Genomic DNA, 17,821 nt, shown 5'->3' with positions numbered 1-17,821 from the left:
CGAGATTGCGATGAGCTCTCGATGAGTACGCGATGAGTACGCGATGGGTACGCCCATGAAGTAGCGACGGTCCGGCGGACGAGACACCCCGGACTCATAGACAGGAGTGAAGTGGCTAAGGTCCGGGTTTATGAACTCGCCAAGGAACTTGGCTTGGAGAGCAAGGCCGTCATGGCCAAGCTCACCGAGCTCGGTGAGTTCGTCCGTTCGGCGTCCTCGACGATTGAGGCGCCGGTCGTACGTAAGCTGACTGACGCGCTTGGTGTGGCCCCCACCGGTGGTGGTTCCGCTGCCAAGCCGGGCCCGCGCAAGAGCGCGGCGCCCCAGCCCGCGGGTGGCTCCGCCGCCGCGGGTGCACCCAAGCCGGGTGCTCCGACCCCGGGTCCGCGCCCCAGCGCGACCCCTGGTCCCCGTCCCACCCCGGCCGCGGCCCCTGCGGCCCAGGCCGCGCCCGCCGCCCCGGCGGCCCCCGCCGCCGCGAAGCCGGCGGGTGGCCCGACCCCGGGCCCGCGCCCGGCGGCGCGTCCCGCCGCTCCGGCGGCCCCGGCCGCGCCCGCGGCCGAGTTCTCCTCGCCGGCTCCGGCCGGTGACACCCCGCGTCAGGCTCCGCAGGCCTCGCAGGCTCCGCAGGCCCCGCAGGCCTCGCGTCCGGCCGGTCCCGCCGCCGGCGGTGCCCGTCCGGGTCCGCGTCCGGCCGGTCCGCGTCCGGGCAACAACCCGTTCACCTCGGGCAGCGCGACCGGTATGGCCCGCCCCGGCGACCGCCGTCAGGGCGCGCCGGGTGCGCGTCCGGCCGGTCAGGGCGCCCCGGGTGGCGACCGTCCGCGTCCGGGTGGCGACCGTCCGCGTCCCGCCGGTGCTCCCGGTGCCGACCGTGGCGCCCCGCGTCCCGGTGGCGACCGTCCGCGTCCCGCCGGTGCTCCCGGCGCCGACCGTGGCGCCCCGCGTCCCGGTGGCGACCGTCCGCGTCCCGACGGCATGCCGCGTCCGGCCGGTCCGCGCCCCGGCGCCCCGTCCCCGTCCGGCATGCCGCGCCCGAACCCGGGCATGATGCCGCAGCGTCCGGCTCCGGGCCCGCGTCCGGGCCCCGGCGGCCGTGGCCCCGGTGGCCCCGGTGGCCGTCCGGGTGGTCCGGGTGCCGGTGGCGCCCGTCCGGGCTTCCAGGGTCGTCCGGCCGGTCCGGGCTCGCGTCCGGCCGGTGGCGGCGGCTTCGGCGGTCCGCGTCCCGGTGGCGGTGCCCCCGGTGGTGGCGGCGGCTTCGGCCCGCGTCCCGGTGGTTTCGGTGGTCGTCCCGGCGGCCCGGGTGCCCGTGGTGGCACGCAGGGCGCCTTCGGTCGTGGCCCGGGCGGTCGCCCGGCGCGTGGCCGCAAGTCGAAGCGGGCGAAGCGCCAGGAGTACGAGGCCATGCAGGCCCCGTCCGTCGGCGGTGTGATGCTGCCTCGCGGCAACGGCCAGACCGTTCGCCTGTCGAGCGGCGCCTCGCTGATGGACTTCGCGGAGAAGATCAACGCCAACCCGGCCGCGCTCGTCTCCGTCATGTTCAACCTCGGTGAGATGGTCACCGCGACGCAGTCGGTCTCCGACGCGACCCTCGAGCTGCTGGCCGGCGAGATGGGCTTCATCCTGGAGATCGTCAGCCGCGACGACGAGGACCGCGAGCTGCTGGAGTCGTTCGACATCGACTTCGGTGCGAACGAGGGCGACGAGGACCAGCTGGCCCCGCGCCCGCCGGTCGTCACCGTCATGGGTCACGTCGACCACGGTAAGACCCGCCTGCTGGACGCCATCCGCAAGTCCAACGTGGTGGCCGGCGAGGCCGGTGGCATCACCCAGCACATCGGTGCCTACCAGGTCGTCACCGAGGTGAACGGCGAGCAGCGCCCGATCACCTTCCTCGACACCCCGGGTCACGAGGCGTTCTCCGCCATGCGTGCCCGTGGTGCCAAGTCCACCGACATCGCGATCCTGGTGGTCGCGGCCAACGACGGTGTCATGCCGCAGACGGTCGAGGCGCTGAACCACGCCAAGGCCGCGGGTGTGCCGATCGTGGTCGCCGTCAACAAGATCGACGTCGAGGGCGCCGACCCGACCAAGGTCCGCGGTCAGCTGACCGAGTTCGGTCTGGTGGCGGAGGAGTACGGCGGCGACACCATGTTCGTCGACATCTCCGCGCGCCAGGGCCTCAACATCGAGCAGCTGCTGGAGGCCGTGGTCCTCACCGCGGACGCCTCGCTCGACCTGCGGGCCAACCCCGAGCAGGACGCGCAGGGTATCGCCATCGAGGCCCACCTCGACAAGGGCCGCGGCGCCATGGCGACCGTGCTCGTGCAGCGCGGTACCCTCCGCGTCGGCGACTCGATCGTGGTCGGCGACGCCTACGGCCGCGTCCGCGCGATGCTGGACGAGAACGGCAACAGCCTCGCCGAGGCCGGCCCGTCCCGCCCGGTGCTGCTGCTCGGTCTGACCTCGGTGCCCCGCGCCGGCGACAGCTTCATCGTCGTCGACGAGGACCGCACCGCCCGTCAGATCGCCGAGAAGCGCTCGGCCCGCGACCGCAACGCCGCCTTCGCGCAGCGTCGGGTCCGGGTGTCCCTGGAGGACCTGGACAAGGCCATCGCCGCCGGCGAGATCGAGCAGCTCAACCTCATCATCAAGGGTGACGTCTCCGGTTCGGTCGAGGCCCTCGAGGACGCCCTCGTCAAGCTGGACGTGGGCGAGGAGGTCGAGCTCCGCATCCTGCACCGCGGTGTGGGTGCGATCACCGAGTCCGACGTCAACCTGGCGATGGGTTCGGACGCCATCATCATCGGCTTCAACGTGCGCGCCGAAGGCCGTGCGCGTACCGCGGCCGACAAGGAAGGCGTGGACGTCCGGTACTACTCGGTCATCTACCAGGCGATCGAGGAGATCGAGAACGCCCTCAAGGGCATGCTCAAGCCCGAGTACGAGGAGGTGCGCCTCGGCTCCGCGGAGATCCGCGAGGTGTTCCGCTCCTCCAAGTTCGGCAACATCGCGGGTGTCATCGTCCGCGAGGGCCTGCTGCGCCGCAACGCCAAGGCCCGCCTCATCCGCGACGGCAAGGTCGTGGCGGAGAGCCTCACCATCGAGGGTCTGCGCCGCTTCAAGGACGACGCGACCGAGGTCCGCGAGGGCTTCGAGGCCGGTGTCACCCTGGGGTCGTTCAACGACATCAAGGTCGAGGACATCATCGAGACCTACGAGATGCGCGAGAAGCCGCGTTCGTAGTCGGTGAAAGCCGGGGCCGGTCGACGGGTGGTATTTCCGTCGACCGGCCCCGGTCTCGCTGTGTAGGGTCCGGGGTAGTCGAGATGCAGCAGCGTTCAGACGTAGCACCGGCAGCCCGGTTCAGGGCTGCCCCCCCGAGGCCTTCCAGGTCGGCGAGACCTGTCATACATGTTCGTGGGAACACTCACCTTCGACCTGCTGTTGGGCGACGTCCACTCGCTCAAGGAGAAGCGTTCGATCGTGCGGCCCATCGTGGCCGAACTGCAGCGCAAGTACAGCGTGTGCGCTGCCGAGACCGGGAACCAGGATCTGCACCGCAGGGCCGAGATCGGCCTCGCGGTGGTGGCCGGCGATGCCGGGTACGTCACCGAGATCCTGGACAGCTGTGAGCGGTTGGTCGCCGGCCGCCCCGAGGTGCAGCTCCTCTCCGCGAGGAGGAGGTACCACAACGACGACGACGAATGAGAGCCGTGGAGACGATCGGCGGAAGTCGCCGTTCTCACACGGATCAGGACCCAGAGCGCCCGCAAGGCCGGGCGCGGGCCGGTACTTTGGGGCGTGGGCCCCGAAGGGTGCGTAGCTCACCCGAATGCCGGACCCACTGCACGAGGAGGCAACGTGACCGACACCGCAAGGGCGCGCAAGCTCGCCGACCGCATCCAGGTGGTCGTCGCCCAGACCCTGGAGCGGCGGATCAAGGACCCGCGACTGGGGTTCGTGACCATCACCGACACCCGGGTGACCGGGGACCTGCGCGAGGCCACCGTCTTCTACACCGTCTTCGGCGACGAGACCGAGCGCGAGGCCACGGCCGCCGCGCTGGAGAGCGCCAAGGGCGTGATCCGCTCCGAGGTCGGCAAGATCGGGGTGCGCTTCACCCCGACGCTGACCTTCGTCGCGGACGCGCTGCCGGACAACGCCCGGAACATCGACGACCTGCTCGACCGGGCCAAGGCCATCGACGCGGCGGTGCGCACCACCGCCGCGGGCGCGACCTACGCCGGCGAGGCGGACCCGTACAAGGTTCCGGCGGCCGAGCGTGACGACGAGGACGAGTAGTCATGGCGGGTGAGCCGGCGAAGGCCGCCTCGCGAGCCGGTTCGACCACGGGGGCGTCTTCCACCAGCACGGTGGAGGACGCCCTCGTGGCGCTCCCGGGGCCGCGCACCGAGGAGAGCGGTTTCGAGCTGCTCTGGCAGCAGGTGGTGGCGGAGATCGGGCGGGCCCGTTCGATCGACCTGATCTGCCACATCTGCCCGGACGGCGACGCCCTGGGCTCCTCGCTGGCGGCCGCGCTGGCGCTGCGCGGGCTCGGCAAGCGGGTGCGGGTCTCCTTCGGCGACGACCCGCAGATCGTGCCCGAGTCGTTGGCCTTCCTGCCCGGCCAGGAGCTGATCGTGCCGGCCGTCGAGGTGCCGGACGTCCCCGAGCTGGTGCTGTGCTTCGACGTGGCCGCGGAGAGCCGGCTCGGCCTGCTGCACGGCAAGGCCTTCGCCGCGCCGGTGCTGGTGGTGATCGACCACCACGCCTCCAATCCGGGCTTCGGCACCCACCAGCTGATCGACCCGACCGCGCCGGCCACCGCCGTCCTGGTCGACGAACTGCTGCGCCGGCTCGGCGTCGAACTCGACCAGGACCTGGCCACCTGCCTGTACACCGGCGTCGCCACCGACACCGGTTCGTTCAAGTACCGGGCCACCACGCCCGCCACCCACGAACTCGCCGGGCGGCTGCTGGCCACCGGCATCCGGCACGACCTGATCTCCCGGCAGCTGTGGGACACCTCCTCCTTCGGCTACCTCAAGGTGCTCGCGGGCGCGCTCGACCGGGCCGTCTACGAGCCGGACGCGGCCGGCGGGCTGGGCCTGGTGTGGACCTGGGTGCCGTACCAGGACCTGGTGCTGTTCAGCGTCACGGTCGAGGAGATCGAGGGGCTGATCGACATCCTGCGCCGCCCGGCCGAGGCCGAGGTGGCACTGGTGCTCAAGCAGGACCCGGACGGCACGCTGCGGGGCTCCTCGCGTTCCAAGGGCGCGGTGGACGTCGCCGCCGCCTGCGCGGAGCTGGGTGGCGGCGGGCACGTCTTCGCGGCCGGGTTCAGCGCCCGGGAGGACGTGGCCGCGGTGGTCGAACGGTTCCGGAGCGCGCTGCGACCGGTACGTTGATCATCTCTTGACCGCTTTTTAGAGAAAGAACTTGATGAAGCGCAAAGGCACCGGCCCGGACGGCCTGGTGATCGTCGACAAGCCCGAGGGCATCACCTCCCACGGGGTCGTCGCCAAGCTGCGATGGCTGGCCGGGACGCGGAAGGTCGGGCACGCCGGCACGCTCGACCCGATGGCCACCGGCGTACTGGTGATCGGCGTCGAGCGGGCCACCCGGCTGCTCGGCCACCTGATGCTCACCGCCAAGACGTACGAGGCGACCGTCCGGCTCGGCCAGACCACCGTCACCGACGACCGGGAGGGCGAGGTCACCGCGTCCGCCCCGGCCGACGGGGTGACCAGGGAGGCGATCGACGCCGGGATCGCCGCGCTCACCGGCGAGATCATGCAGGTGCCCTCCAAGGTCAGCGCGATCAAGATCGACGGCAAGCGGTCGTACGCGCGGGTGCGCGAGGGCGAGGACTTCGAGCTCGCGGCCCGGCCCACCACGATCCACTCCTTCACCGTGCACGGGCAGCGCGCGGCGCTCGCCGAGGACGGCACGCCGGTGATCGACCTGGACGTGACCGTCGAGTGCTCCTCCGGCACCTACATCCGGGCGCTGGCCCGTGACCTGGGCGCCGGGCTCGGCGTCGGCGGCCACCTCACCGCGCTGCGGCGCACCAGGGTCGGGCCGTACTCGGTGGAGTCGGCGCACACCCTGGAGCAGCTGGAGGCCGCGGTCACCGGCGAGTCCCCGACGGGGCTGCAGGTGCTGCCGATCGGGGAGGCCGCGGCCGCCGCCTTCCCGCGCTGGGACCTGGACGAGTCGGCGGCGGAGAAGCTGTCGCACGGTGCCCGGCTCAAGGCGCCCGGGCTGGGCGTGGACGGGCCGATCGCGGTGTTCGGGCCGGACGGGCGCTTCCTCGCGCTGGTCGAGGAGACGGGCGGGCAGGCGAAGCCGGTCGCGGTCTTCGTCGGCTGACTCCCCGCAGCGCACGCGTCACCCCCGTCGGGAGTCTTCCGGCGGGGGTTTCGCTCGTTCGGGGGGCGTCCCGGGAGGGGCTTCGCTCGTTCAGGGGGTGTTCCGGCGAGGTCCGGGGGTTCGTTCCGGCGAGGGAGGGGTCACCCGCCCGGGGGAGCGCGCGAGGTGAACGCCCGTGGTGAGCGGCGCAGGCGCGGTGGGGCCGCCTCCCGGGCGGGCAGGCTCCCCGGCGGCGAGCAGGTCGCCGTGACGAGCCCGCCCCCGGGCCGTCCGGCCTGCGGGGAGGGCAGTGCGAATGCCGGGATTCCTGGACGGCGACGGCGTGGCGGGAGATCCGGGGCGGTACCTGCTGCGGATCCGCGACCTCAACGGGCGACTGCACGGCTTAGGGTTCGTCGCCGACCCGCAGGGCACCGTCCTCACCGCCCACGAGAGCGTCACCGGCCTGGACCGGATCGTCCTGCACACCCCCGGCGGGCAGACCAGGGTGCTGGGCCCGGACGCCGTACTGCCGCTGCCCGAGCACGGGCTCGCCCTGCTGCGCACCGACGCGGTCGGCGGGCTGCCCGTGCCGCCGCTGCCCGTCGCGGCCCTCGGGGCCGGGCGCGCGGTGCTGCTGCCCGCGCTGGCCGGCGAGGACGGGCGGGTGGTGGCGCTGCGCTGCGGTCTGCTCGGTGCCGCCGGTGCCGCCGGTGCCGGGTGCGGCGGGGTCGGCGGGGTGCTGCTGCTCGACCCGCCGGTGGTCGCCGGCGTCGCGGTGCCGGCCGGTTCGCCGGTGCTGGACGCCCGCAGCGGCGCCGTGGTGGCCCTGGCCGTGCCCGCGCTGCGCGGGCCGCAGCACGGCGGCGCGCTCCCGGCGGTGCCGGCCGGCGGCGGCGCGGTCGCGGTCGCGCCGGCGCTGGCCGAACTGCTGGCGCGCAACGGCGCGGCCGTGCCCGGCTACGGGCCCGCGCTCAACCTGGCCGGCGTGCTGCGGCTGACCGCGGCCCAGCTGGCCGCCGCCGGGGCCGGCCCGGGCCGGGTCGCCGGGCTCGCCGCCGACCGGGTCGACCGGCCCGACGGACTGGCCGGGGACGAGCCGCAGGCCACCGTCACCGCCCTGGTCGGCGCCCCCGGCAGCGGGCGCTCCACCGAACTCGCCGCCCTCGCCGCCCGCCGCGCCGGCGGCGCCCGGCCGCTGCCCACCCTCTGGCTGCGCGGCGCCGACCTGCGCGCCGAGGACCGCTCGCTCGCCGCCCCGGTGGAACGGGCGCTGGCCGCCGTCGCGGCCGAGCTGGGCATCCCGGCGCCCGCGCCGGAACCGGTGGCGGCGCTGTGCGCGGCGGCCGGGCGGCCGCTGCTGGTGGTCCTGGACGGCCCCGAGGAGGCCCCGGCGCCGCTGGACCCGCGCTGGCTGCGCGGCGCGGGGGACTGGCTGACCGGCTGCGGGGCGCGGCTGCTGACCGCCTGCGGCGAGGAGGCCTGGGTGCGGCTGGCGGCCGAGAAGTGGGGCAGCGGCTCCGGCCACGTCCGGTACCCGAACCCGCCGGAGCCGGGCGGCGACCTGGCCAGCGCCCCCACCGTCCGGATGGACGGCGGCGGCCCGGGCGCCCCCAGCCTCGCCGGGCACCGGCTCGGCCCGCTCCCCGCCGAGGCGGCCGAGCGGGTGCGCCGCCGCTACGGGCTGCCGCCGGGCTGGCCGGCCGACGCCGACGCGCGGCACCCGCTGGCCGTCCGGCTGGCCGGCGAGCTGTGGGCGGAGGGCCTGCGCGGGGAGCCGGCCCGCCGGGGCGAACTGTTCGCCGCCTACCTGGACCTGCGCTGCCTGCGGGTGGCCGGGCGGCTGGTCGAGGACGGCCGGCAGCGCCGCCCGGGCGCCCACCGCCGGAGTTCCGCCCGCCCGGCCGGGCCCTCCCACGGGCGGGTGCGGCGGCTGGCGGCCGCGGTGGCCGGACGGGTGCACGAGGCGGCCCGGCGGATGCTCGGCGCCGGGCCGGGCGGCCTGGGCCGGGCCGCCTTCGAGGAGCTGTTCCCGGCGGCCGGCGGCTGGGGCACGGCCGTCCTCGCCGAGGGCCTGTTCGTCCCGGCCGGGCCCGGATTCCGGTTCGCGCACGGGGAGTTCGCGGACTGGCTGCAGGGCCTGCACCTGGACCTGGACGCCGCGCTGGGGCTGCTGCTCGGCGAGGCCGCGGACACGCCCTCCTCACCCGCGAACGGGCTGGAGGGCGCGCCTGCGGAGGGCTCCCCGCGCGGCGTCCCCCGGCACCGGATCGGCCCGGTCGCCGCCGCGCTGCGCCGACTGGCCGAGACCTGGGGCGCACCCGCCCTGGACCCGTGGCTGCACCGGCTCTGGCGCGCCCTGGACCTGCGCCCGCCCGGCAGCGAACCGGCCTGGTGGGCGGGCCGGCTGCTCGCCGCCGGGCTGGCCGCCAGCCCCGATCCGGCCGAACACCGGGCGCTGCTCGACCAGTTGGCCGGTCGGATCGCCGAACGGGCGGTCGCCGAGGGCGGGTTGGACGCGCTCCCGGCGGACGGGCTCGGCGCGTTCGGCCCGGCGTTCTGGACCGGCCTCGGCCTGCCCGCCGAGGCCGAACTCGCGCTGCTGCGCCGCCTGGTGGCCGCCGACGGGCCCGGGCAGCCGTTCCTCGGCGCGGTGGCCGAACGGCTGCGCGCCGACCCCGTCGCGGTGTTCCCGCTGCTCTGCGCCTGGTTCGACGATCCGCGCGGCCTGCCCGGCCGCCCCGGGCACACCGTCGCCGACCTCGCCCACGACCTGCTGCACGCCCACCGCCGGCTCGCCCTGGACGAGTTGGCCGACGCCCTGGCCGACGCCGCGCACCCGAGGGCGGACGCACTGCTCACCGTGCTCGCCACCGAGGAGCCTTCCGCGCTCTGCCGGGCGGTGGACCGCTGGAGCCACGACGGGCGGCCCGAGCGGCACGTCGCCGCCGCCGTGCACGCCCTGCACGCCGCCCCGCACGCCGTCGGCGCCGCCGCCGGACTGCTGCGTTTCACCGCGCTGACCCTGCTCGCCCGCGAGGACGAACCGGGCCTGCACGGCGCCGCCCTCGCCCTGCTGGTCGGCGACCCGGCGACCAGGGCCGAGCACCTCCCCGCCGCGCTGTCCCTGCACCGGGCGGGCGGCGACGCCTTCCTCACCCCCAGGGCGCTGGCCCCCGCCCTGGAGAGCGACCCGGAACCCGTCCTGGCCGCGCTCGCCGACCGGCTGGCGTCCCCCGGCGCGGCCGCCGCCGAGACCCTGCGGGTGCTCGCCGACGCCCGCACCCCGGTGGCCACCCGGCGGGGCGCCGAACTGGCCGCCCGGCTGCTGCGCGAGCACCCGGCCCTGGCCGGCCCGGTCGCCGTCGACTACCTGGGCCGCCGCCTGGAGCGCGCCGCGACCGGCGGCCCGGCCGCCCGGCTGGAGCTGCGGGTGCTGCTCGGCGGCGCGCTGGCCGCCCGGACGGCGGGCGTGCGGCGGCCGTTCGCCCAGGTGCTGTCCGTCCCGGTGGCCGACCCGGCGGCGGACGCGCTGCGCTGCGAACTGCTGGACACCCTGCTCGCCATCGAGACCGACCCGGCGGTGCTGACCGCGGCCGTGGAACGGCTGGCCGAGCACTGCGCGGCCGAGAACCCGGCCCGGGCCCGCGCGGTGCTGGCCCGGGCGACCCCCGGCCTGCCGGGCGCGGACGAACTGCTGGTGCGCTGCGCCGGCCGCTCGGCGGCGTTCGCGCAGCTGCTCGCCCAGTGGCCGCGGGACGCCGCCCCGACCGCGCCGGACGGTCCCCGGCTGGCCCGGATGCGGGCCCTGGCGGCGGCCGGCCGCGACCCGCAGTACGCGGCCGCCGAGGCGGAGCGGACCGTGCCCGGGCGCGCCGCGCACCCGCCGGTGCGCCCAACCCGTATTCCGGTGCCGGAGCAGGAGCAGGCGCATGGCACGCTATAGGGGTTCGGGTTTGAGCGTTTGAGCGTACAGAGGGTACGCGCCGTACGGAACAAGGAGCGGTCAGGGTGCAGCGCTGGCGTGGCCTGGAGGAGATCCCCGCTGACTGGGGACGCAGCGTCGTCACCATCGGCTCGTTCGACGGGGTGCACCGCGGGCATCAGCTGATCATCGGTCGGGCGGTCGAGCGGGCCCGCGAACTCGGCCTCCCCGCGGTGGTGGTGACCTTCGACCCGCACCCGCGCGAGGTCATCCGCCCGGGCAGCCACCCGCCGCTGCTCGCCCCGCAGGCGCGCCGCGCCGAGCTGATCGCGGGCCTCGGCGTGGACGCGGTGCTGGTGCTGCCGTTCACCCCGGAGCTGTCCCAGGAGTCGCCGGAGACCTTCGTCCAGCAGGTCCTGGTCGACGCCCTGCACGCCCGGGCCGTCATCGAGGGCCCCAACTTCCGCTTCGGGCACCGGGCCGCCGGGGACGTCGCGCTGCTCACCGAGCTGGGCCGCTCGGCCGGCTTCGACGTCGAGGTGGTCGACCTCCAGGTGAGCGGCGCCGCCGGGGCCGGCGAGCCGTTCTCCTCCACCCTGACCCGGCGGCTGGTCGAGACCGGCGACATGGCCGGCGCCGGCGAGGTGCTGGGCCGCCCGCACCGGGTCGAGGGCGTGGTGGTGCGCGGAGCGCAGCGCGGCCGCGAGCTCGGCTACCCCACCGCCAACGTCGAGACCGTGCCGCACAGCGCGATCCCGGCCGACGGCGTGTACGCGGGCTGGCTGACCGCCGACGGCGAGCGCATGCCCGCCGCCATCTCGGTCGGTACCAACCCGACCTTCGACGGCACCGCCCGCACCGTCGAGGCGTACGCCATCGACCGGGTCGGACTGGACCTGTACGGGCTGCACGTGGCCGTGGACTTCCTGGCCTACCTGCGCGGGATGGAGAAGTTCGACTCCATCGACGCGCTGCTCGACCGGATGGCCGACGACGTCAAGCAGGCCCGCGAGCTGACCGACGGCGTCTGAGCACTGCCGCAGCACGGGGAAGGGCCCGCCGACCTGGTCGGCGGGCCCTTCGGCGTCACTGCGGGGGCTGCGGCGGGTGGCCGTAGCCGGGCGGCGGCTGGTAGCCGTCCGGCGGGGACGGCGAGGCGGGCGGGGACGGCGGGGCGGGCTGCGGCGGCTGGCCCTGGGCGGGCGGGTAGCCGTAGCCCGGGCCCGGCTGCGGGGCCGGCTGCTGCTGGGCGCCCGGCTGCGGCCAGGCCGTGGGGGCGGGCGGCTGCTGCGGGTAGCCGTAGCCGGGGGGCGGCGGCGGGGCCTGGCCGGGCTGCGGCGCCCACGGCGCCCCGGGGGCGGGCTGAGCGGCCTGACCGGCCTGACCCGGATACGGCTGTGGCTGCGGTTGTGGCTGCGGCGGGTACGGCGTGGCCTGCGCCTGCTGCTGCCACCCGGACTGCTGGGCGGCGGCCTGCTGGGCCCGGACGATGTCCTCGCCGACCAGGGTGGCCAGCTCGAAGTAGGCCTCGCGGACCTTGGGCCGCATCATGTCGAGGTTGACCTCGGCGCCGGCCGCCAGGCTCTCGTCGAACGGCACCACGATCACCCCGCGGCAGCGGGTCTGGAAGTGCGCGACGATGTCCTCGACCTTGATCAGCTTGCTGGTCTCGCGCACCCCGGAGACCACCGTGATGCTGCGCTGCACCAGGTCCGCGTAGCCGTGCGCGGAGAGCCAGTCCAGGGTGGTCGAGGCACTGGAGGCGCCGTCCACGCTGGGGGTGGAGACGATGATCAGCTGGTCGGCGAGGTCCAGCACCCCGCGCATCGCGCTGTACAGCAGGCCGGTGCCGGAGTCGGTCAGGACGATCGGGTACTGGCGGCCCAGCACGTCGATGACCTGGCGGTAGTCCGAGTCGTTGAACGTGGTCGAGACCGCCGGGTCGACGTCGTTCGCCAGGATCTCCAGGCCCGAGTTGAGGTCCTGCGAGGTGAACTGACGGATGTCCATGTAGCTGCGCAGGTGCGGGATGGCCGTCACCAGGTCGCGGATGGTCGCGCCGGTCTGGCGCTTGACCCGGCGGCCCAGGGTGCCGGCGTCCGGGTTGGCGTCGATCGCGATCACCTTGTCCTGGCGCTCGCTGGCCAGGGTCGCGCCGAGCGCGGTGGTGGTCGTGGTCTTGCCGACCCCGCCCTTGAGGCTGATCACGGCGATCCGGTAGCAGCTCAGCACCGGGGTGCGGATGATCTCCAGCTTGCGCGACTTCTCGGCGGCCGCCGCCTTGCCGCCGAACTGGAACCGCGGCTGCTGGCGCTGCTGCTTGGGCTGGCTGCGCAGCAGCCGGTCCGAGGACAGCTCGACCGCGGCGGTGTAGCCGAGTGGCGCACCGTGCGCCACGGGCGGCTGCGGGGCGGCGGAATGCGGGAACGCGACCGGCGGCGGTGCGACGGCGCTCTGCGGCGGCCACGGCTGCACCCCGCCGGACTGCTCGTGCGGCGAGCCCGGCAGCAACGGCTGGTACTCGTGCGGCTGGGGCTGGGCCGACTGCGGGTAGGCGGGGGGCTGCGGCCAGCCGCCCTGGCGCGGATCCACCGGCGCGGCCTGCGGGGCCGGCTGCTGCGGCTGTGCGGGCTGCGGCTGGGCGGCGGCCTGCTGGGCGGCCCACGCGGCGGCGGACTGCGCGTCCTGCGGCGGCAGCGGCTGCTGCGGGGGCAGGTGCTGCGCGGACGTCTGCGGGTACGGCTGCGGGTACGTCTGCGGCGGGGCCGGGGCGGGCTGCGGCTGCGCCGGGACCTCCGCCGGCCAGCCCGGGGCGACGGCCGGTCGCTGCTCGAACGCGGGGGCGGGGGTCTGGGCAGGGGCGGACGCCGGGAACGGGACGTGCTGCGCCTCGGCCTGGACGGGTTGTGCGGGCGGCACGGGCGGCGCGGGTACGGGCTGCGCGGGAACGGGCGCCTGAGCCGGCGTCGGGGCCGGAGCCTGGGCGGGCACCGGCGCCGGAGCGGCGGCCTGCGGAGCCTGCGCCGTCGTCGGAGCCTGCACGGCCGGGGCCGGGGCCGGGGCCGTCGGAGCCTGCACCGCCGGGGCCGCCGAGGCGTCCGTCTGCACGTACCAGGACGGGGGAGTGTAGTCGGGCGCGTCGGACCAGTCGTCGTCGTCCTCTGCCGCGTTGTCGCCGACGTAGACGCCGTCCCGATCGCTGCTCACTAGGGCTCCCTCGTGTTCGCCGCCGCTTGTTCAGCGGTGCCGTTGCCGCATCAAAGACTAGGCCGTGCGGCAACCCCCGTTGAAGGCGGCGTCGGATCCGGAGCGGCCCCCCGGGCCCGGCGCCGCCGCTCAGTCCATCCGGCGCGGACCGCCGAGAACCTGCTGCTCGGCCTGCCCGGCCACGGCCCGCACGTACTGGCGCCGCATCCGGGTGGCCCACAGCGTGAGGTCGTCGCCGAGGGTGGGCAGCGAGGCGACGTCCTCCGGCGGGAGCGACAGCACCCGGCCGGTCAGCTCCGCCTCCTGCGGGGAGACCCGCTGCACGCCCACCAGGTCGGCCGCGTTGAGCACCCGGGCCGCGTTCGGGCCCAGGTACGGCAGCAGGGTCAGGGTGGTCTGCCAGGGCGCGGCGGAGAGCCGGCTGCGCGGCGGGCGGGCGCCGAGGTCGCGCACCACCAGGACCGGCGAGGCCACCGAGGCGCCCTGCGGGCCGAGTCGGCCGACCTGGTGGACCGTCACGCACGGCTGCCCGCCGCCCGCGGCCTGCGCCAGCGGGCCCCACAGCTGCCCGCGCGCGGTCTCCACCGCGACCCGGGCGCCGATCGCGGCCGCCCGCAGCGCGATGACCTGCGCCGTCCACACGCCGCCGACCAGCACCAGGTCGTACGCGCTGGGCCGGAACAGGCCGAGCACCGCGGGCAGCCCCTGCGGGTCGACGCCGATCACCACGCCGTCGTCGCCGACCGGGAAGGCCAGCGCCCCGAGGTCCGCGGCGTCGAGCACGTGCTTCTCCCGGCGCGGGCCGCGCAGCCCGAAGCCGGGCAGGATCCGGGACCGCGCCCGGGGCCGTTCGGCGCCGTGCTGCGGGCCGGGGGCCGGATAGGTCTGGTACGCCATCAGGACGCTCCTCCCAGCGGCAGGGTGGCGAGCACCCCGGGGGCCTGCTCCAGGTCGAGCCGGACCAGGCCGAGTCCGGCGCCCTGCGCCCGCGCCTCCACCTGGCGGCCGACCTGCGTCACCTCGCTCTCGCTGCGCCCGGTCACCCGCAGGTGCCCGCTGACGGTCACCGAGCCGCCGGTGCCGCGCCCGGCGGTCAGGCTGAAGGTGCTGGCCAGCGCGGGGGAGCCGGTGACCAGGTTGACCAGGTCGGGCGCGGCGATCCGGCCGGGCGAGCCGCCGGGGCGGCTGAGCTGCGGCCAGCGGGAGATCCAGTAGGTGCTGTGCCAGCGGTCGTCGATCCGCCAGAACCGGCTGCCCTCCTGGGTGCGGCGGGTGGTGCCGCCGCCGCTGCCGGTGCCCTGGCGCCCGGCCACCGCGAGCGGGTTGGCGCAGGTGGAGATGGCCAGCGCGGCGATCAGCTCGCGCTCGTCCAGCACGGTCGCGTTGAACCCGGCGCTGTTGAGCCGCCCGGCCAGCTGGTCGGTCACCCGTTGCAGCGCCTTGCGGGCGCCCTCCTCGCCGCCGCCGCGGGCCCGGACGGCGGCCGCGGCGCGCTCCGGGTCGAGCTTGAGCGCCACCCAGGTCAGCCGCAGCCCGGGGGTGGCGGTGCCGTCCGGCAGCTCCCGGTAGGCGCGGGCGGCCAGCGACTGCTCGGGCAGGTGCGGGGCCGGGGCCGGCTGGGTGTGCTGGACGAGCTGCACCGACTCCAGGGTGATGTCGTCGACCTGGAGCGCCGAGCAGATGACGTCCAGGGGCAGCGGCAGCGCGGTGCGCACCGGACGCAGCGGCTGGTCCTTGGCCTGGACGAGCAGCACCGAGCTGAGGAAGGTGCCGTCGCCGACCATGCCCGTCTCCCGGCGGACCGGGCGGCCGCCCAGGTCGGCCTCGGTGGCGTGGGTGCAGGTGCGCAGCGCCGGTTCGAGTTCCAGGGCGGGGGCCAGCGCCGGGTCGGTGCCGGCCGGCGGCAGCGTGCCGCGGGCCCGCCGGCGGCGGGACTTGAGGGCGGCGCGCACCCGTAGCAGTTCGGGGATGGTCCGGCCGCGCAGCGGGATCACGGCGAGCACCACCAGGACCAGCGAGACCGCGCCGAAGCCGGCGGCGACCGGCCGGCTGATCGTCCAGCCCACCGCGGCCAGCGCGGCCGCGACCTCGACCAGGACGAGCTGTTGGAGCCTCAGCCGGCCGCCGAGCAGCCCGGGCCGGGGGTTGATCCGGAGCAGGACGGGCCCGCGACCGCCTTCGTCACGGCCGCTGCTCTCGCCGGCGGGCGGCAGTGGCTGCCCGGGCGCGGTCCCGGACGCGGGGCCGCCGCGCTGCGCCCGGCCGGAGCGGCGCGACCTCCCGCCCGTTGCCGGTCCGCGGCGTCCTGGAGCGGTCTGGCTTGGCATCCCCCGGGTGACCCTCTCTGATCAGTTGCCGCGGCCCGGCTGGCCGGTGCGCGGACCGTACCCGTACCGTACTCACCGTCTGCTGCCGCATCGTAGAGGGTTCGTACGGGTTCCCGCCCGGCGGGTGCGGGGGGCGGTGCAGGCCGGTCCGACAGTGTCTGACGAGGGGGACGACGAGGATGGCATCGCGCCGGGACGAGCTGAACGCGTACACCTTCGCCCGCAAGCGCACGGTGGGGGCGTTCCTGCTGCCCGGTGGCGGCGGCAGCGACGAGGACGCGCCGCGCCCGGTGAAGGCGGTGCTGCCGAGCGTGCTGGCGGGGGCGGTGATCGTCGCCGGGTTCGGGTTGTGGGGGGTGTTCAAGCCGAGTGCGCCGCTGCACTGGGACGACGGCAAGAACGTCGTCCAGGGCAAGAAGTCGACCACCCGGTACGTGGTGCTGACCGACCCGGACGGCCGGACCAAGCGGCTGCACCAGGTGCTCAACATGTCCTCGGCGCGGCTGGTGCTGCCGGCCGATGCCAAGGTGGTGGTGGTCGACGACGGGGTGCTCGACAGCTACCCCAACCACGGCCCGACGATCGGCATCCCGTACGCGCCGGACAAGCTGCCGACGAGGGACAACGCGGACAAGCCGATGAAGTGGTCGGTCTGCGACCGCCCGGGCTCGGACGACAAGCAGGAGACCGTCAACCAGGCGGTGTTCGTGGCGGCGGGCCCGGACGCGGCGGCGCTGGCGGGCAAGGACCGGATGCTCGGCCAGGACCAGCTGCTGCTGGTGCAGCAGGCGGACGAGCAGCAGGTCTCCGCGCAGCCGGCGCCGGGCCAGCCCGCGGCCAGGCCGGGTGACGCGAAGGTGTTCCTGGTCGACGCGCAGGGCCGCAAGCACGGCATCGGCTCGCCGCAGGCGGACGACAAGGAGCGCAAGTCGCTGATCACCGCGGTCTTCGGGCCCAACGCGGTGCCGCAGCGCGTCAAGCGCGAGTGGCTGGACACCCTGGTGACCGGCAGCCCGATCACCTTCCCGAAGGTCGACGGGGTGGCGGACAGCCCGAACCCCAACTCCTCGGTGGAGCTGGGCAACCAGGCCGACCGCCGGATCGGCCGGCTGGTGCACTACCAGGACCGCCACTACGTGGTCGGCAAGGACCGGCTCTACCTGGTGACGCCGTTCCAGGCGGAGCTGATCCGGCAGAACCCGGACTACCAGGACCTCTACAAGTACGACGGCGACACGCGGCCGCGCAGCGACGAGATGACCCCGGCCGACCACGCCAAGCTCGGCAACGACGTCCGGCTGCCGAGCACCGGGGACGACTGGCCGCTGAAGTCCGGTGCGCCGGCCAACAACTGGCAGGACCGGCAGGACGCGCGCCTGGTCGTGTGCAGCACCTTCGACGGCGTCGCCGAGGACGGCCGCACGCCCCGGCGCAGCGTCTGGGCCGGGACGTCCTACCCGGCGCCGTACAACAACGGCGCGGGCGCCGCGTACGTGACGCCCGGGCACGGCCTCTTCTACCGCGCGCTGGACAACGCGGCGGGCGGCTCCGGCACCGACTTCCTGATCACCGAGACCGGTCTGCGCTACTCGGTGCCGGCCAACGGCGACGGTGGTCGCGGCGTCACCACCCCGCCCGGCGCGCAGCCGGGCCAGAGCGCGCAGCCGGGTGCGGGCGGACAGCCGGGCCAGGGCGCGCAGCCGGGCCAGGGCGGCGCCCCGAAGACGCCCACCCCGCAGCCGGGCGCCACCACGCCGGACCAGCAGCCGCCGCAGGACGAATCGGGCGCCAACCAGGCCCGGTTGGGCTACAAGGAGCTCCAGCCGCTCCCGGTGCCGCACGAGTGGTCGGACCTCGTCCCGGCCGGCCCGCCGCTGACGGCGAAGAGTGCCGCCCAGCCGCAGAACGCATGATCGACCAAGCCCGGCAACGGAATTGGCCTCAGTGTCATGGTCTGGTAACTGCGCCGAGTTCGGTGTTGGGTGAGCTGCGTGTGCCGACTACAGTG

General features: G+C 75.7%; 11 protein-coding genes. 8 read left to right on the top strand and 3 right to left on the bottom strand.

What is annotated here, in order from left to right; genetic code table 11:
- Window positions 1-111: 111 nt before the first annotated feature.
- From infB to AB0O19_RS33380, 7 genes are all read left to right on the top strand, one after another.
- Window positions 112-3,246, top strand: a complete 3,135-nt coding sequence (infB, locus tag AB0O19_RS33410) for a translation initiation factor IF-2 (protein ID WP_363624953.1) — start codon at window positions 112-114, stop codon at window positions 3,244-3,246.
- Between the two features lie 168 nt (window positions 3,247-3,414).
- Entirely contained in the window at window positions 3,415-3,711 is a 297-nt protein-coding gene (locus tag AB0O19_RS33405) for a DUF503 domain-containing protein (RefSeq protein ID WP_063347622.1), read from the top strand.
- A gap of 153 nt (window positions 3,712-3,864) precedes the next feature.
- On the top strand, window positions 3,865-4,305 hold the full coding sequence (gene rbfA, locus AB0O19_RS33400; RefSeq protein ID WP_350885658.1) for a 30S ribosome-binding factor RbfA: 441 nt from the start codon (window positions 3,865-3,867) through the stop codon (window positions 4,303-4,305).
- Window positions 4,306-4,307: 2 nt separating this feature from the next.
- Window positions 4,308-5,411, top strand: a complete 1,104-nt coding sequence (locus tag AB0O19_RS33395; protein WP_363586518.1) for a bifunctional oligoribonuclease/PAP phosphatase NrnA — start codon at window positions 4,308-4,310, stop codon at window positions 5,409-5,411.
- A 34-nt stretch (window positions 5,412-5,445) separates the two neighbouring features.
- A complete protein-coding gene (gene truB / locus AB0O19_RS33390) occupies window positions 5,446-6,375 on the top strand; it encodes a tRNA pseudouridine(55) synthase TruB (protein WP_363624951.1) in 930 nt (309 codons plus the stop codon).
- A gap of 295 nt (window positions 6,376-6,670) precedes the next feature.
- Complete coding sequence (locus AB0O19_RS33385) at window positions 6,671-10,300, top strand: serine protease (RefSeq protein WP_363624949.1); 3,630 nt, start codon at window positions 6,671-6,673, stop codon at window positions 10,298-10,300.
- A gap of 65 nt (window positions 10,301-10,365) precedes the next feature.
- On the top strand, window positions 10,366-11,310 hold the full coding sequence (locus AB0O19_RS33380) for a bifunctional riboflavin kinase/FAD synthetase (RefSeq protein ID WP_363586521.1): 945 nt from the start codon (window positions 10,366-10,368) through the stop codon (window positions 11,308-11,310).
- Between the two features lie 55 nt (window positions 11,311-11,365).
- Here AB0O19_RS33380 and AB0O19_RS33375 read toward each other — a convergent pair whose 3' ends face one another.
- From AB0O19_RS33375 to eccE, 3 genes are all read right to left on the bottom strand, one after another.
- Window positions 11,366-13,486 carry a MinD/ParA family protein gene (locus AB0O19_RS33375; protein WP_363624947.1) on the bottom strand — a complete coding sequence of 707 codons (2,121 nt, stop codon included), beginning with the start codon at window positions 13,484-13,486 and terminating at the stop codon, window positions 11,366-11,368.
- 129 nt (window positions 13,487-13,615) lie between these two features.
- Window positions 13,616-14,383, bottom strand: a complete 768-nt coding sequence (locus tag AB0O19_RS33370; RefSeq protein ID WP_363624945.1) for a hypothetical protein — start codon at window positions 14,381-14,383, stop codon at window positions 13,616-13,618.
- Complete coding sequence (gene eccE / locus AB0O19_RS33365; protein WP_363624943.1) at window positions 14,383-15,813, bottom strand: type VII secretion protein EccE; 1,431 nt, start codon at window positions 15,811-15,813, stop codon at window positions 14,383-14,385. The genes AB0O19_RS33370 and eccE overlap by 1 nt, the downstream gene beginning before the upstream one ends.
- Window positions 15,814-15,992: 179 nt before the next feature.
- Between eccE and AB0O19_RS33360 the strand changes: the two genes are divergently transcribed.
- Window positions 15,993-17,726 (top strand): type VII secretion protein EccB, encoded by a 1,734-nt coding sequence (locus AB0O19_RS33360; protein ID WP_363624941.1) that lies wholly within the window; start codon window positions 15,993-15,995, stop codon window positions 17,724-17,726.
- Window positions 17,727-17,821 lie beyond the last annotated feature (95 nt).

This window comes from Kitasatospora sp. NPDC091276, assembly GCF_040684355.1.
Lineage (GTDB): Bacteria > Actinomycetota > Actinomycetes > Streptomycetales > Streptomycetaceae > Kitasatospora.
The sequence above is the reverse complement of the archived record's forward strand: the minus strand, read 5'-3'. Positions and strand labels throughout refer to the sequence as shown.